The organism is Pacificispira spongiicola, assembly GCF_012926505.1.
Classification (GTDB): domain Bacteria; phylum Pseudomonadota; class Alphaproteobacteria; order UBA8366; family Aestuariispiraceae; genus Pacificispira; species Pacificispira spongiicola.
In genome coordinates this window covers 290,865-305,209 of record NZ_JABBNT010000003.1, presented here as the reverse complement: position 1 = coordinate 305,209, position 14,345 = coordinate 290,865, and the positions used below count along the sequence as shown (strand labels likewise).

Annotated in this window: 14 protein-coding genes; 4 read left to right on the top strand and 10 right to left on the bottom strand. The window is 63.3% G+C overall.

Annotated elements, in window-relative coordinates; translation table 11 throughout:
* Positions 1–170 precede the first annotated feature (170 nt).
* The 6 genes from HH303_RS10900 to trpB all read right to left on the bottom strand — a co-directional run bounded on the left by HH303_RS10900 (position 171) and on the right by trpB (position 6,042).
* A complete protein-coding gene (locus HH303_RS10900) occupies positions 171–746 on the bottom strand; it encodes a NifU family protein (protein WP_169625366.1) in 576 nt (191 codons plus the stop codon).
* A gap of 198 nt (positions 747–944) precedes the next feature.
* Positions 945–1,481, bottom strand: a complete 537-nt coding sequence (locus HH303_RS10895; RefSeq protein ID WP_169625365.1) for a universal stress protein — start codon at positions 1,479–1,481, stop codon at positions 945–947.
* A gap of 84 nt (positions 1,482–1,565) precedes the next feature.
* The gene (locus tag HH303_RS10890) at positions 1,566–2,906 is read right to left on the bottom strand and encodes a bifunctional folylpolyglutamate synthase/dihydrofolate synthase (RefSeq protein ID WP_169625364.1); all 1,341 of its coding nucleotides are present in this window, start codon (positions 2,904–2,906) and stop codon (positions 1,566–1,568) included.
* The gene (accD, locus tag HH303_RS10885; protein WP_169625363.1) at positions 2,903–3,940 is read right to left on the bottom strand and encodes an acetyl-CoA carboxylase, carboxyltransferase subunit beta; all 1,038 of its coding nucleotides are present in this window, start codon (positions 3,938–3,940) and stop codon (positions 2,903–2,905) included. The genes HH303_RS10890 and accD overlap by 4 nt, the downstream gene beginning before the upstream one ends.
* Positions 3,941–3,964: 24 nt before the next feature.
* Positions 3,965–4,816 (bottom strand): tryptophan synthase subunit alpha, encoded by an 852-nt coding sequence (gene trpA / locus HH303_RS10880; protein WP_227421719.1) that lies wholly within the window; start codon positions 4,814–4,816, stop codon positions 3,965–3,967.
* Positions 4,817–4,818: 2 nt separating this feature from the next.
* Positions 4,819–6,042: a tryptophan synthase subunit beta gene (gene trpB / locus HH303_RS10875; RefSeq protein WP_169625362.1), complete on the bottom strand. Its 1,224-nt coding sequence runs from the start codon at positions 6,040–6,042 to the stop codon at positions 4,819–4,821.
* Positions 6,043–6,310: 268 nt separating this feature from the next.
* Here trpB and cysK point away from each other — a divergent pair, with 268 nt between their 5' ends.
* Both cysK and HH303_RS10865 read left to right on the top strand, forming a co-directional pair.
* Complete coding sequence (gene cysK, locus HH303_RS10870) at positions 6,311–7,267, top strand: cysteine synthase A (RefSeq protein WP_169625361.1); 957 nt, start codon at positions 6,311–6,313, stop codon at positions 7,265–7,267.
* Positions 7,268–7,288: 21 nt separating this feature from the next.
* Positions 7,289–8,047: a HesA/MoeB/ThiF family protein gene (locus HH303_RS10865; protein WP_169625360.1), complete on the top strand. Its 759-nt coding sequence runs from the start codon at positions 7,289–7,291 to the stop codon at positions 8,045–8,047.
* A gap of 4 nt (positions 8,048–8,051) precedes the next feature.
* Here HH303_RS10865 and HH303_RS10860 read toward each other — a convergent pair whose 3' ends face one another.
* Positions 8,052–8,834 carry a class I SAM-dependent methyltransferase gene (locus HH303_RS10860; protein WP_227421718.1) on the bottom strand — a complete coding sequence of 261 codons (783 nt, stop codon included), beginning with the start codon at positions 8,832–8,834 and terminating at the stop codon, positions 8,052–8,054.
* Positions 8,835–8,918: 84 nt separating this feature from the next.
* Here HH303_RS10860 and HH303_RS10855 point away from each other — a divergent pair, with 84 nt between their 5' ends.
* Both HH303_RS10855 and HH303_RS10850 read left to right on the top strand, forming a co-directional pair.
* Positions 8,919–10,601 (top strand): tetratricopeptide repeat protein, encoded by a 1,683-nt coding sequence (locus HH303_RS10855; protein ID WP_169625358.1) that lies wholly within the window; start codon positions 8,919–8,921, stop codon positions 10,599–10,601.
* 118 nt (positions 10,602–10,719) lie between these two features.
* Positions 10,720–11,163: a tetratricopeptide repeat protein gene (locus HH303_RS10850; RefSeq protein WP_227421717.1), complete on the top strand. Its 444-nt coding sequence runs from the start codon at positions 10,720–10,722 to the stop codon at positions 11,161–11,163.
* Positions 11,164–11,187: 24 nt separating this feature from the next.
* Here HH303_RS10850 and HH303_RS10845 read toward each other — a convergent pair whose 3' ends face one another.
* The 3 genes from HH303_RS10845 to HH303_RS10835 all read right to left on the bottom strand — a co-directional run bounded on the left by HH303_RS10845 (position 11,188) and on the right by HH303_RS10835 (position 14,342).
* On the bottom strand, positions 11,188–13,011 hold the full coding sequence (locus tag HH303_RS10845) for a sensor histidine kinase (protein WP_169625357.1): 1,824 nt from the start codon (positions 13,009–13,011) through the stop codon (positions 11,188–11,190).
* 151 nt (positions 13,012–13,162) lie between these two features.
* Positions 13,163–13,603 carry a hypothetical protein gene (locus HH303_RS10840; RefSeq protein ID WP_169625356.1) on the bottom strand — a complete coding sequence of 147 codons (441 nt, stop codon included), beginning with the start codon at positions 13,601–13,603 and terminating at the stop codon, positions 13,163–13,165.
* Positions 13,604–13,613: 10 nt separating this feature from the next.
* A complete protein-coding gene (locus HH303_RS10835; protein WP_169625355.1) occupies positions 13,614–14,342 on the bottom strand; it encodes an EI24 domain-containing protein in 729 nt (242 codons plus the stop codon).
* Between the last annotated feature and the right edge of the window lie 3 nt (positions 14,343–14,345).

The window sequence follows — 14,345 nt, the reverse complement described above, 5'->3', positions numbered from 1 at the left end:
AAAGCCTTGGTCAGGCTTGGTCACATACAGGCGGCATCCGGGTCTTAGTGTCCCGGTTCAACGACAATAAAAACGCACCCGGACGGATTTCCCGTCCCGGCACGGCGCCAGGGTATTGTTAAAACCGATACGGAAGCCGCCTCTTCTGAGAGCAACCGTCCTGCCGACGATCAGCTCGCGGCCCGTACCTCGGTAACCTCGGGGATGTAATGCCGAAGCATGTTTTCGATCCCCATCTTCAGGGTTGCGGTGGAGCTGGGACAGCCCGCGCAGGCCCCGCGCATGGTCAAAAAGACCACGCCTTCCTTGAACCCATGAAACACAATATCGCCCCCGTCCTGGGCCACGGCGGGCCGAACGCGGGTTTCCAGCAATTCCCGGATCTGGCCGACAACGGCCTCGTCTTCCGGGTCATAAGTGGCCGATTCTTCGGCCGGCTCGCCAACATGTTCGGCCCCGGTCGCCAGAACGGGCCGGCCGGCGGTGAAATGTTCCATGATGACGCCCAGGATGGAGGGCTTCATCACATACCATTCGCGATCGTCCTGCTTGCTGACCGAAATGAAATCGGCGCCCAGGAAAACCGACGTAACACCGTCGACATCGAACAGCGCGGCAGCCAGCGGCGACGCGGCCGCGGCATCCGGCGAGGCGAAATCCAGCGGGTCCGCACCGCCCAGTACGCTGCGCCCCGGAAGGAACTTCAGGGTCGCGGGGTTTGGGGTCTGTTCGGTCTGAATGAACATTGCGGTTCCGTCTTCTCCGTTCGATTGACACCCTTCCAGATAGGTCGCCCAAGAGACTCGTCCAGGGGCGGCGTCGAGGGGGGTGGATCGGTTGGTGCATAGATGGCTTTTCAGGCCGCGTCGTCAACCCCGAAAAGGGACGGAGACTCGCATCTGTTGCATCCCGGTCATGCGTCGACCGCCCCGGTCCCACCGGGATTATGCAAGTTTTTCGACGTTTTCGTCGGAAAGGCTTCCCGGTACGATTGTGAAGGGGACGCGCATCTTTCCCGCGCCCTGCTTCATCATAAAGCTGATAACCGGGCCGGGACCTTCGGAATCGGTGCTGGCGGCAAGGACGACGATGGAAATCGAAGGATCTTCTTCTAGCAGCGCCATCAGCTCCTCGCCGCGTTTGCCTTCCCGGACGATCAGCATCGGCATGGACCCGGAAATTTCTTGGGCCTCGCTGGACAATTCCTGAAGGCGGGCTTCCGCCTCTTCCCGGCGTTCCTGTTTGATCAGCTCCCCGACGCCCAGCCAGTGATGGAATTCGGCGGGTTCCTGAACGTAGAGAAGGGCGACCTTGCCGCCGGTATTCTTCGCGCGCAGGCAGGCGAAGCGGAGGGCGACGCGCATTTCCGTGCTGTCGTCGATCAAGACCAGGAACACGCGCTGATGTTCGGGTCTCTGGTCTGCCGGGCGGTCGGGCGCCGGCCCGCCGCCGCTGCTAGGCTCCCCGGATGATTCGGACATGTACTCCCCAACCCTTGTTTATGGGTATCGGTTGTTCTTTGGGACGATCCTAACGGGAAAATCCGAGTGTAGGAAGCGGGACGATCAGCCGTTTTGCCGCAGCAACTGCCCGGCGAGGTACAACGACCCGCAAATCAACAGCCGCGCCGGGGCTTCCCGGCTCGCCAAATCGGCCAGGGCGGCCATGATATCCGGCGCGGTTTCCACGGTTTTCATCCCGGCATTCCGGGCCATGCCGGACAGTTCCGCGGCGGAAAAGCTGTTTTCCTCCCCCGGAATCGCAATGGCGTGGAAGCTGGCGACATGGGGGGCGAGCGGGCGCAGGAAATCTTCCGCCGCCTTGCTGTTCAACATGCCGCAAACGACGTGGACCGGTCGGGGTTGCCCGAATTCGGCGCGATCCGATGCGGCCCAGGCCGCCAGTTCGTCGGCCAGGATACCGCCCGCCGCCGCATTGTGACCGCCGTCCAGCACGACGTGCCAGCCGGGCAGTGTCTCGACGATCGGCCCGGTCTTCAGGGTTTGCAGCCGGGCGGGCCATTCGATTGCGCGCAGCCCCCGTTCCAGGGCCGCATCCGGGATATCGATCCCCTGGTCGCGCAGGATCAGCGCCGTCGCCACGGCGGTGCCGGTATTGATGCGCTGATGCGCGCCGGGCAGATTCGGCTTCGGCAGGGTGCCGGACCAGGCGGCACTGTCGAAACGATACCCGCCGTCAGGGCTATCCGTTATCCGCCATTCCAACCCGTGACGGGCGAGGCTTGCGCCGACCGTCTGCGCCTTGTCGGACAGGACGCGCAGGGTTTCCGCTTCCTGCGGGCCGACGATGCAGGGGGTTCCGGATTTCAGGATACCGGCCTTTTCCCCCGCGATCTTTGCCAGCGTATCGCCCAGGAACTGGACGTGATCGATGGAAATCGGGGTGATCACGGTCGCCGCCGGCCGATCGACCACATTGGTCGAATCCAGCCGCCCGCCCAGGCCGGTTTCCAGCAACAGCAGATCGGCGGGGGTATCGGCAAAGGCTTTGAAGGCGGCGCAGGTGGTGATTTCGAAAAAGGTAATGGGCCGATTGTCGTTGACCCGTTCGCAGTCTTCCAACAGGGCCAGCAGCGCGGCTTCGTCGATCAATTTCCCGGCAAGGCGGATGCGTTCGTGAAACTGCGCCAGATGCGGGGAGGTATAGACATGGACCGTGAGCCCCGCCGCTTCCGCAATCGCGCGCAGGGTCGCGATGGTCGACCCTTTGCCATTCGTACCCGCCACATGCACCACGGGCGGCAGACGGTCCTGCGGGCGACCCAACCGGTCGAGAAGGTCCAGCGTCCTGTCGAGCGACAGGTCGATGACCTTCGGGTGAAGCTGCATCAGGCGGGTCAGAACGGCATCGCTGCCTTGTTCGACCGCCGGGATATCGGCGGTCATTCGGTCGGCGCGGCCCCGGATTTTGCCCCAGACTTTTCACCGGAGTTTTCATCGGATTTGGCGGCAGGCTTCGTATCCGCCTTGGCGTCTTTGTCGCCGTCCGTCGACGGCTTTTCCGGCGTCGGAATGTCCAGATCGGCGGCGGCGTCCTTGGCCTTCTGGGCAGGCGGCGGGGCAATGGCCTTCACGCCGTCCATCAACAGGCCGATCAGGTTGGCCAGGGTTTCGCGCTGTTCGGATCGGGGCACGACCAGGTCGATCATGCCGTGTTCCAGCAGATATTCGGCGGTCTGGAAGCCTTCCGGCAGGGTCTCGCGCACCGTCTGTTCGATGACGCGGCGTCCGGCGAAGCCGATCTGCGCGCCCGGTTCCGCGATATGGATATCGCCCAGCATGGCGAAACTGGCCGACACGCCGCCCGTCGTCGGGTCGGTCATCAGCACGATATAGGGAAGACCGGCTTCCTTGACTTCCTCCACCGCGATGGTGGTGCGCGGCATCTGCATCAGGGACAGGATGCCTTCCTGCATGCGCGCGCCGCCGGAGGACGGAATGGCGATCAGCGGGGCTTTCTGCATCACGGCCAGACGGGACGCGGCCAACATGCCCTCGCCCACGGCCATACCCATGGACCCGCCCATGAACTGGAAGTTGAAGGCGGCGATGACAACCGGCTTACCCTTGATCTTGCCATGCGCGACGACGATGGCGTCGCCGGTATCGGTCTTCGCCTGGGCTTCCTTCAGACGGTCGGTATAGCGCTTTTTGTCACGGAATTTCAGCGGATCGATCTTGACGCGCGGCAGTTCGATCTTGGTGTAGACGCCGTCGTCGAACAGATGTTCGAAACGCTTCGCCAGCGGAATGCGCAGGTGATGGCCGCAATGCTGACAGACATTGATATGGGCATCCAGGTCGCGATGAAAGATCATCTGGCCGCAGCTTGGGCATTTGTGCCACAGATTGTCGGGAACGTCCGCCTCCCCGACAAGCGCCTTGATCTTGGGTCGGACCCAGTTGGTCAGCCAATTCATGAATCAGTCCTCAATTAAGTCCAGTCAGCGCCGCGCGCCGGCGGCCAGTTCCGCGACATAGTCCAGAACCGCCTTGGCGCAGCCGGGAAGCGGGTTGCCGTCGGCATCCAAGTGGGTGCGCACGCGGTCCACGATGGCGGAACCGACAACGGCGGCGTCCGCCACCTGTGTGATCTCATGCACCTGATCGGCGGTGCGGATGCCGAAACCGACCATGATCGGCAGGTCGGTATGCCGCCGGATGCGGGCGATCGCGCCGCGCACGGGGTCGGCCTGAATTTCCTTCGTCCCGGTGATGCCCAGGATGGAAATGTAATAGACGAAGCCGGACGTGTTCCGCAAAACCGTCGGCAGACGCTTGTCGTCCGTCGTCGGTGTCGCCAGACGGATGAAATTGATCCCGGCCTTTAGCGCGGGCAGGCACAATTCCTCGTCTTCTTCCGGCGGCAGATCGACGACGATCAATCCGTCCACGCCCGCTTCCTTCACATCCGCCAAGAACCGGTCGACGCCATAGGCATAGATCGGGTTGTAATAGCCCATCAGGACCAGCGGCGTATCGGGATGCGCGTCGCGGAAGGTACGCGCCATGGCCAGCGTCTTCTTCATCGTCTGGCCGTTTTTCAGCGCACGCAGGCCCGCCGCTTCCACCGCCGGACCGTCGGCCATCGGATCGGTGAAGGGCATGCCCAGTTCGATCATGTCGACGCCCGCATCGGGCAGGCCCATCAGGATTTCCAGCCCGACGTCGTAATTCGGGTCGCCCGCGGAAATGAAGGTGGAGAAGCCGCCGCGCCCTTCCGCCTTCAACTTGGCGAAGCGCGCCGCGATGCGGCCGGAATCGGCGGTGTTGGTCTGTTCCATCGTCTCGGCCATGCTCACAGCGACACCCCCATGCGGTCGGCGATCGTGTTGACGTCCTTGTCGCCGCGGCCGCTCATATTCATGACGATGATGTGGTCCTTGGGCAGGGTCGGCGCGAGTTTCATCACATGCGCGATAGCGTGGGCCGATTCCAGCGCGGGCAGGATGCCTTCCATGCGGCTGCAATATTGGAAGGCGTCAACGGCCTCCTGATCCGTGGCCGGGACGTATTCCGCCCGTTTCACGTCTTTCAGCCAGCTATGCTCCGGTCCGATGCCGGGATAGTCCAGCCCGGCGGAAATCGAATAGGGCTCGATCACCTGGCCGTCCTCGTCCTGCAGCAGATACATGCGGTTGCCGTGCAGAACGCCGGGACTGCCGCCGGTCAGAGACGCCGCATGCTCGCCGGTTTCGATACCGTGGCCCGCCGCTTCCACGCCGACGATGTTCACCCCCTCGTCGTCCAGGAAGGGATGGAACAGGCCCATCGCGTTCGACCCGCCGCCGACACAGGCGACCAGCGTATCGGGCAGGCGGCCTTCGGCTTCGAGAATCTGTTTCTTCGTTTCGTTGCCGATGACGCATTGGAAATCGCGCACCATGGTCGGATAGGGATGCGGCCCCGCCACCGTACCGATGATGTAGAACGTATCCTCGACATTCGCGACCCAGTCGCGCATGGCTTCGTTCAGCGCGTCTTTCAGGGTCTTGGACCCGCTTTCCACGGCCTGGACTTCCGCGCCCAGCAGCTTCATGCGGAACACGTTGGGCGATTGCCGCGCCACGTCGACCGCGCCCATATAGACCTTGCAGGGCATGTTGAAGAGGGCGCAGGCCGTCGCCGTCGCGACGCCGTGCTGGCCCGCGCCGGTTTCCGCGATGATCCGCGTCTTGCCCATGCGCCGGGCAAGCAGGATCTGGCCCATCACGTTGTTGATCTTGTGGCTGCCGGTATGGTTCAGCTCTTCACGCTTGAAGTAGATTTTCGCGCCGCCCAGATCTTCCGTCATGCGCTTCGCGAAATACAGCGGGCTGGGCCGTCCGACATAATGCTGCGCGTAATAGTCGATATCCGCCTGATAGGACGGGTCGGCCTTCGCGTCTTCATAGGCCTGCTGCACGTCCAGGATCAGCGGCATCAGCGTTTCGGCGACGAACCGCCCGCCATACAGGCCGAAACGGCCGCCCTCGTCCGGGCCCGTCCGGTATGAATTCAACTTGCTTTCGGGGTGCTGCATGAAACCGACCTGCTCTCTGCCGACCGTATAGGGATATTTCGTATACGAATAACAGGGGTTCTTAGACCAGCGGCGGGACCCTGTCCATACGGTCTACCTGGATGGAAGCGGGGGAAACGCCGCCAAGGCGGCGGAACCTGTCCGATATGCGGCGAGATCGGTTCGGAAGCGGTCTTTTTACACTTTGGTTGTGTGGTCGTGCTTGCCAGTTGGTTTGCAACGGCTAGAGTCTCGTCAAGACAGTCACAGCGACAAAAGGGAAGAAACGATGAGCGCATCTGAATTTCGCGGACGGGTTTACGAAAACGTGGTCGACACGATCGGCGCGACGCCGCTGGTGCGGTTGTCGCGGCTGGCGGAGGCGCATAACTGCCACGCGGAAATTCTGGCGAAGCTGGAATTCTTCAACCCGCTGTCCAGCGTCAAGGACCGCATCGGCGCGGCGATGATCCAAAGCCTGGAGGATCAGGGTCTGGCCACGCCGGGCAAGACGGTGCTGGTGGAACCGACATCGGGCAACACCGGCATCGCGCTGGCCTTCGTGGCGGCGGCGAAGGGCTATCGCCTGATCCTGACCATGCCGGAAAGCATGTCGATCGAACGGCGCCGGATGCTGAAGCTGCTGGGCGCGGAACTGGACCTGACTCCGGCGGAAAAAGGCATGAAGGGCGCGATCGCGCGGGCGGAGGAACTGGCCGCCGACCTGCCGGACGCCATCATCCCGCAGCAATTCGCCAACCCGGCCAACCCGGAAATCCACCGCAAGACGACGGCGGAGGAAATCTGGAAGGATACCGGCGGCAAGGTCGATGCGCTGGTCGCGGGCGTCGGTACCGGCGGCACGATCACCGGCATCGGCGAGGTCTTAAAGGACCGCAATCCGCAGGTCCGCATCGTCGCCGTGGAACCGGAGGACAGCCCCGTCATTTCCGGCGGCAAGCCCGGCCCGCATAAGATTCAGGGCATCGGCGCGGGCTTCATCCCGGAAAACCTGAATGTGGATATCATCGACGAGACTCTTCGTATCGCCAACGAAACGGCTTTTGCCACGGCGCGGGAAGCGGCGGCGACCGAAGGGCTGGCTTGCGGCATTTCCTCCGGCGCGGCGCTGGCGGCGGCGTTGGAACTGGCGGAACGCCCGGACATGAAGGGCAAGACCATCGTCGTGATCCTGGCCAGCTTCGCCGAACGCTATCTGTCGACCAGCCTGTTCGACGGCCTCTGATCCGATCGGAGGGCCGCGCCGGTGCAGGACGAACTCGACGATGCGCAGCTGGAACGCTATGCCCGCCACGTGATCCTGGACGAGGTCGGGGAGGAAGGGCAGTTGAAGCTGCTTTCCGCCCGGGTTCTCGTCGTGGGCGCGGGCGGGCTGGGCGCGCCGATCCTGATGTATCTGGCCGCCGCCGGGGTCGGGACGCTGGGCATCGTCGATCACGATACGGTCGATCTGTCGAACCTGCAGCGGCAGGTCATTCATTCAACCGACGATATCGGCGTGCCCAAGGTCCGGTCGGCGGCGGAACGGATTGAGCTGATCAATCCGGATATCGAGGTCATCGAACACCGCACGCGTCTGGGGCCCGACAATGCGGAAAGCCTGTTCGCGGACTATGACCTGATCGTCGACGGGTCCGATAATTTCTCTGCCCGGTATTTGTCGAACGAAACCTGCGTGAAACTGAAAAAACCACTGGTCAGCGCCGCTGTCGTCCGGTTCGAAGGCCAGCTTTCGACCTTCAAGCCGCATGTGGACGGGCCGTGCTATCGCTGCCTGTTCCCGGAACCGCCGGACGCCGATATCGTGCCCCGCTGCGACACGGTCGGTATCTTCGGCGCGATCACCGGCGTGATGGGCAGCCTGCAAGCGACGGAGGTCTTGAAGGAAATTCTCGGCCTCGGCACATCGATGGCCGGGCATCTGCTGCTTTTCGACGCGCTGGACCAGACCTTCCGTAAGATCAAGACGGCGAAGGATCCCGACTGTCCGATATGCGGCGGGTGACCGCTTAGATAGGAGCCCGCCCCAGCACGGCCCAGACGCGGTGCCGGATGGGCAGCGGGTCTTGCGGGAAGTCGCGGGCCATCATCGCGCCGTGTTCCGCATCGAATGCCGCGACTTTGTCCGGCGACAATGTACCGCCGATGGGGGCGGAGGCCCGAATGCGCCCGCGCCAGGCTTCATGGGTGTAGATCTGATCCACATCGAAGGAAAAGGTTTCGATCCCGCTGAATCCGGCATTCGCCATGCCGGTCGTCCAGGCCGGATAGAGACCCGTCCCGCCGCCGAAGGGCCAATCCGGGGAATGTTTCAGGATCATCGCCTCCGTCGCCTCGACCAGATTGCCGTGCAGGGGCAGCCAATCGAAATGCGAAATCACCAGCGCGCCGCCGGGCTTCAGGACGCGCTTCACCTCCGCCAGGGCTGCCTCGCCGTCGAACCAATGCCAGCATTGGCCTGCCGTCACGGTATCGAAATGGCCGGACGGCTGACCCGTCGATTCCGCCGATCCTTCCGCGAATACGGCATTCTGCAATCCGGCTTCCGCCGCCAATCGCCGGGCTTGGGCCAAAATATCCGGGGCGATATCCAGCCCGGTCACAGTGACGTCGCGTGCGGCGAAGCCGCGTGCCAAAGTGCCCGTCCCCGTGCCGAGATCGAGCAGCGTTGACCCGGACAGGGCAACGCCGCGCGCCTGGACCTCGTCAAAGAACCGGTCCGGAAATCCGGCACGATGCGTGGCGTAGTCTTGAGCGGTCTTGCCGAAATCGGCCGTATAGGGCTGGCTCAACGGTCTTCTCCTGAGGCATTGCATGATTTAACTATGGCGGGAGGTTCATATAAACCAGCCCCGTGTAGGACTCCGCGAAGGACGATGACCGACGCCGCCTTACAGAAACTGTTCCGAACCGCCCTGCGCTCCGGCGGCGGCACCGATAGTCCGCGCGGGCTGGAAGGTGCCGTTGCCGGGTTTCGGGCGGTTCTGTTGGCGCAGCCGGACTATGCACCCGCCTTATGCGGTCTGGGAGAAGCGCTGCGCAAGCTGGGCCGCGTCGCCGAGGCGGAAGCCGTGCTGCGCACCGCCATTGAACGCCACCCGACAAAACCCGACCTGCGCCGCGCCCTGGCCGAAACCCTGGCCGATTGGGGCCGGCTGGACGAAGCGTTGGAAGAGGCGGAAATGGCCGGGGACCTCGCACGCGGAGACCCGGTCGTCCTGACCTTGATCGGCTTGTTGCGCGAACGCCGGGGCGAAACGGCCCTTGCCCGCGCGGCGTTGGAAGCCGCCTGCGCCGGGGTGCCCGATGCGGCGGCGCTGACGGAGCTGGGCCGGATGCGGCGGCAGGCGGGCGACCCATCCGGCGCGCTGGCGGTTCTGGACCGCGCCGTCGTGGCCGCCCGCCATCCGAAAGAAAAGGCCTTTGCCGACGTGCAGCGCGCGCTGGCATTGTTGTCCATGGGCCGTCTGCGTGAAGGATTCCGGGCCTATGACGCGCGTTGGAAGACCGGATTGCTGCCGAATCTCGACCCCAAACTGCCGCCCTGGACGGGTGACGCGCTGGCGGGCCGGACCTTGCTGGTTCGCTGCGAACAGGGGTTGAGCGAGTGCCTGCAATTCTTCCGGCTGGCCGGGACAATCGAGGGCGGGCGTGTGGTGGTGGAGGCGCCGCCGCCGCTGGTCCCGCTGTTGCGCGCCAGCCACCGCGTGTCGGAGGTGGTCGCCCAGGGCGATCCGCTGCCTCCGGCCGATTGCTGGGCCCCGCTTCTGTCCTTGCCGCGCCTACTTCATATCGATGCCGAATCGATCCCGGATGAAGTACCCTATCTGCGCCCGGACCCCAGCCTGATGGCGGAATGGCGGGAACGCCTGGGACCCGGCCCCAAGATCGGCATTGCCTGGCGCGGCGGCGATCCCCTGTTCGAAAACCGCCGCCGGTCCGTGCCCTTGGACGCTTTCGCGCCGCTGGCCGGGGTCGACGGGGTCCGCCTGATCAGCCTGCAAAAGGGCGACGGGCGGCAGGATGTCGATCATGTTCCCTTTCCGATCTACGACCCGACCGACGACATGGATGAAGGACCGGCGGGTTTTATCGACACGGCGGTGGTGATGCAGGATTGCGCGCTGATCGTGACGGCGGATACCGCCATCGCGCATCTGGCGGGTGCCTTGGCGCGGCCCTGCTGGGTCGTGTTGCCAGAAGGGGGCGACTGGCGATTCGGCTGGCATCCGACGCACAGCGCCTGGTATCCGACGGTGGAATGCCTGCGTAAGCCGCCCGGCGGCACCTGGACCGATGTGTTCGCGGAAATCGCGCGCCGCCTAACCGCCATTCGGCAGGGTCATGTCGAAGAGTCGCCGGATGGCGACGATACTCCCGCCGCCGCCGACACCCCCGCCCCCGATACCCCCGCCCCCGACACCCCCGCCGCCGACACCCCCGCCGCCGCGCCAACGAACCCGGCGGATAGTGACCCGTCTTCCCATGAAAGCGTGGACGAGGCGCGGGACGAAACCGATCTGTTGGGCGGATTTTTCGGGCGATCACCGGAAGTTTAACGAAATCCAGAAGAAAACCCATTGGGTCGGCGGGAATACGGCGGCATACTCCGCGCAGTTGGGGCGTATCGGGTTCCCTCCGGGGTTCCCGCAGATCAAGGTTCAGGAGAAACATCCTATGCGTAAATCATTTGCCGCCGCCGCGCTGGCACTGTTCCTGCCGATGGCGGCCCATGCCATGGGCTTTGGCAACGATACCGGCGAAAATACCTACGACATGGGATACCAGAAGGCGATGGACGGCGATTTCGACGGCGCCGTCATGGTCCTTCAGGCGGTTGTGTCCGAAGACCCCAAGAATGCCGATGCCTGGAACATGCTGGGTTACAGCTACCGCAATCAAGGCAAGGCGGACGAGGCCTGGGACGCCTATGAACGGGCACTGGCGCTGGACCCTGAACATAAGGGTGCGCACGAATATATCGGCGAATGGTACCTGATGCAGGGCGATGTCGCCTCGGCCAAGGCGCAGTTGGAAAAGCTGCACACGCTATGCCCGTCGGGCTGCGTCGAGGTGGAAACCCTGGAAGCGTCGATCGCCAAGGCCGAAGGCAATTCCTGATCTCCTACCGAGCGACGGTGGGATTTAGATCGATGTCGCGTCACTCGGCGGATCGTTTTGGCGAATGCTTCGGTCCGCCGGGAAGGCGATGCTGATCGTCGTTCCGGTGCCGGGCTGGCTTTGCAGGTCGAACCGGCCGCCATGCAGCTCGGTGAACATCTGAACCAGACTCAATCCCAGCCCCATGCCGTCCTTGCTGCGGATATAAGGCGATCCGACACGGCCGAAACGGCTCAAAACCTTCGGGATATCGTGTTCTGCGATGCCGATCCCGGTATCGGTAACGGTGAACACGACTTCTCCCGCCTTGTTGCAGATGACGGTCAAGTCGACTCGCCCGCCTTCCGGCGTGAACTTGATCGAATTGGACAACAGATTGATCAGGATCTGTTTGATGCGGATCGCGTCGCCGCGCAGGCGCGGCAAGTCGTTCTGCAGCGACCGTGACAGGGCAATCTCTCCTTCCGATGCCCGACCGCTGATGATCTTCCAACAGCTTTCGACCAGTTCGGGGATCTCACAGATCGATTCGTCCAATTGGACTTGGCCGGATTCGACTTTCGACATGTCGATAATGTCGGCGATGATTTGCAGAAGGTGGCGTCCGGCCATGTTGATCGTCGCCGAATAGTCGGCGTATTGGCGGTTTCCGACGGGGCCGAAGACTTCCTGTTGGATGATGTCGGAATAACCGATGATCGCATTCAGCGGGGTGCGCAATTCATGGCTCATATGGGCCAGGAATTCAGTCTTCGCGCGGCTGGCGAGTTCCGCTTCTTCCTTCGCCTTGATCAGTTCCAGTTCGAACAGCTTCCGGCTGGTAACATCGGTTACGGTACCGGCCATGCGTATCATCGCACCCTGGGAATCGCGAACGGCGACGCCGCGGTTCAGGACCCAGGTCCTGTCCCGGTCCGGGTCGGTTTCGCTGGCGGACAGCCGGAATTCGATTTGCACCATATCCGTTCGACCGTCCCGAACGGCATCAAACGCCTGCCGATATTCGTCGCGGTCATCCGGATGAACGAAGTCGTAGATATCCTCGGACCGGACGATCTGGCTGGGTCCTTTCATCTTGCAGATTTCTTTCAGCCGCTGCGTCAGCAGGACCCGGTTGGCCGGGACGTCCCAGTCCCAGACGCCGTCGCTGGCCCCGCGCAGCGCCAGGGCATAGCGGGATTCCGTCTGGCGCAATCGCTCTTCGGTATCCTGTACGCGGATCTGCTGTCCGCGCAGGGCGACGATCGAGAAACCGACAGCCAAGGAGACGACGGCGGCCGTCAGAATGCCGATCTGCAGAGTGCTGTGGCGCGCTGCGGATAGGGTGCCGAGACCGATCAATAGCGGTTCGATCCCGGTTATCAGGAAGGACACCCCCATAAACCGAAGACCCAGACCGGCGTGGCGGATGCGCTTGTATACGCAAAAACCGCTGAGCGCCAAGGCAATGCCCGCACAGGCCAAATGCGCCAGTATGTCGACGAGGTGCGGGTATTGCGGGAAGATCACGACCAGAACCGGGGGCGTCACGATGACGGCCGCGGCGGTCAGGGCCACCCGGCGCGGCACGGACAAGCCCAGATGCAGGAACAGCCCGACCCCCAGGACGACCAGCGCGGCGGCCTGACCGCTATAAGCCAGGACATGCAGGAAATTGGCGACACCGCCGGAACCCGATACATCCCGCAGCACCATCGCGGCGCCTAGCAGAACGAACCCCGCAGCCCAATAGCGGATGGCGGCCAGAGCGCCGGGCAGCAAGATCAGATACCCGATCGCGATCGCCCCGGTCCATGCTGCGACGACCGGCGGTACCGTCGCTAGGAATTCGATGCCAGTATCGGCCAAGTCTTACTGCCCTTCATGTATCGAGGCGGAATGAATCCGCGGCATCACGTTACCTTAATGCAATCAATTCGCGCACTCTATTGTTCGAGTGGCGTTCCGACTAGATTTGATTTAAAGAATTAGATTGGATTTTAGTCAGATTTATTTGTGTTTAACTTGAAAGCTGCCGGGATCGGATCAGATCGGCAAGGCAGGCGCGTCGCGCGTCGCTTTCCAGACTGGCGCCGCGCAATTCCACATGTTTGACCGTGGACACGCCGTTCGTCTGATACAGAAACAGGTCCAGTGTGCAGGCACTGCCGTGAAACTGTCGGACCTCCGCCGTGCCGTCCCGCCGGATCAGGTCGGGTGCGCCCAGGCTGGCGGCAATGTCATCGCTCCGCAATCCCAGAAACTGCATCGGATCGTCGTTGACCGGACGGGCGTCGGGCGTTGCGAGGGCGGTCGTCGTCCGGGTCGACGAGCCGGTTGCGCGCCCGGACGGTGCGGCGCCGGAGGATGTTCCGGTATCGTCCGTTTCACCCAGGCTGATACAGGCGGATAGAAGGCCGCAGAGGGCCAATAGGGGCAGGCGAAGGGGGGTGGATTTCATGATTGTCCGGTTAGTGCGGGGCGGATTCGAATTCCGCGCGCCGAGGCAGGGATTGATACAGATGCACCATGGCCGCCGCCGCGATCACCGGCGCGACCAGATTGACGACGGGAATGGACATCAGGAACACGGCAAGGGTGCCGAAAATCAGAATGCGGGTGCCGTGCGCCTTGCGCAGACGGCGTGCCGGTCCCGGCGGCAGGCGCCGCGCCGCGACCAGTTCGAAAAATTCGCGCCCGACCAGATAGCCGTTGACGATCAGAAACAGAAACGCGCCCGTGCCGAACAGGACCAGCAGCAGCAGGTAGAACGGCAGGGCGATCAGGTTGACCGCAATCGTTACGCCCAGGAAGCGGATCGCACCGAACACGGCCTCCAGGACCGGTTGCGGGCGCGGCGTGCCCAAGGTGGGATAGTGTTTCGCCTCCACCGCTTCGCAGACGGAATCCAGGAACAGGCCGATCACCGCGACGGCGGCGACGGGGAACAGCAGCCATGTCAAACCGCCCGCACCCAATGCGAAGGAGACCCAGCCGATATCGTCGGCATAGTCGCCGAGCCAGGCGATGGCGTCACCGATCAGCCATAGCTGGGTCCATTTCACCTGCTGCAGCGCCCATCCCGACGCGGTCCACAGGGCGGCCAGGGTCAGGATCGCCCCGGCGATACCCAGGATCACCACTTTCATAAAGCGGGGGTCGGGAAGTTGTTCCAAGGCTTTGCCGAAGGCGCCGAACATGAG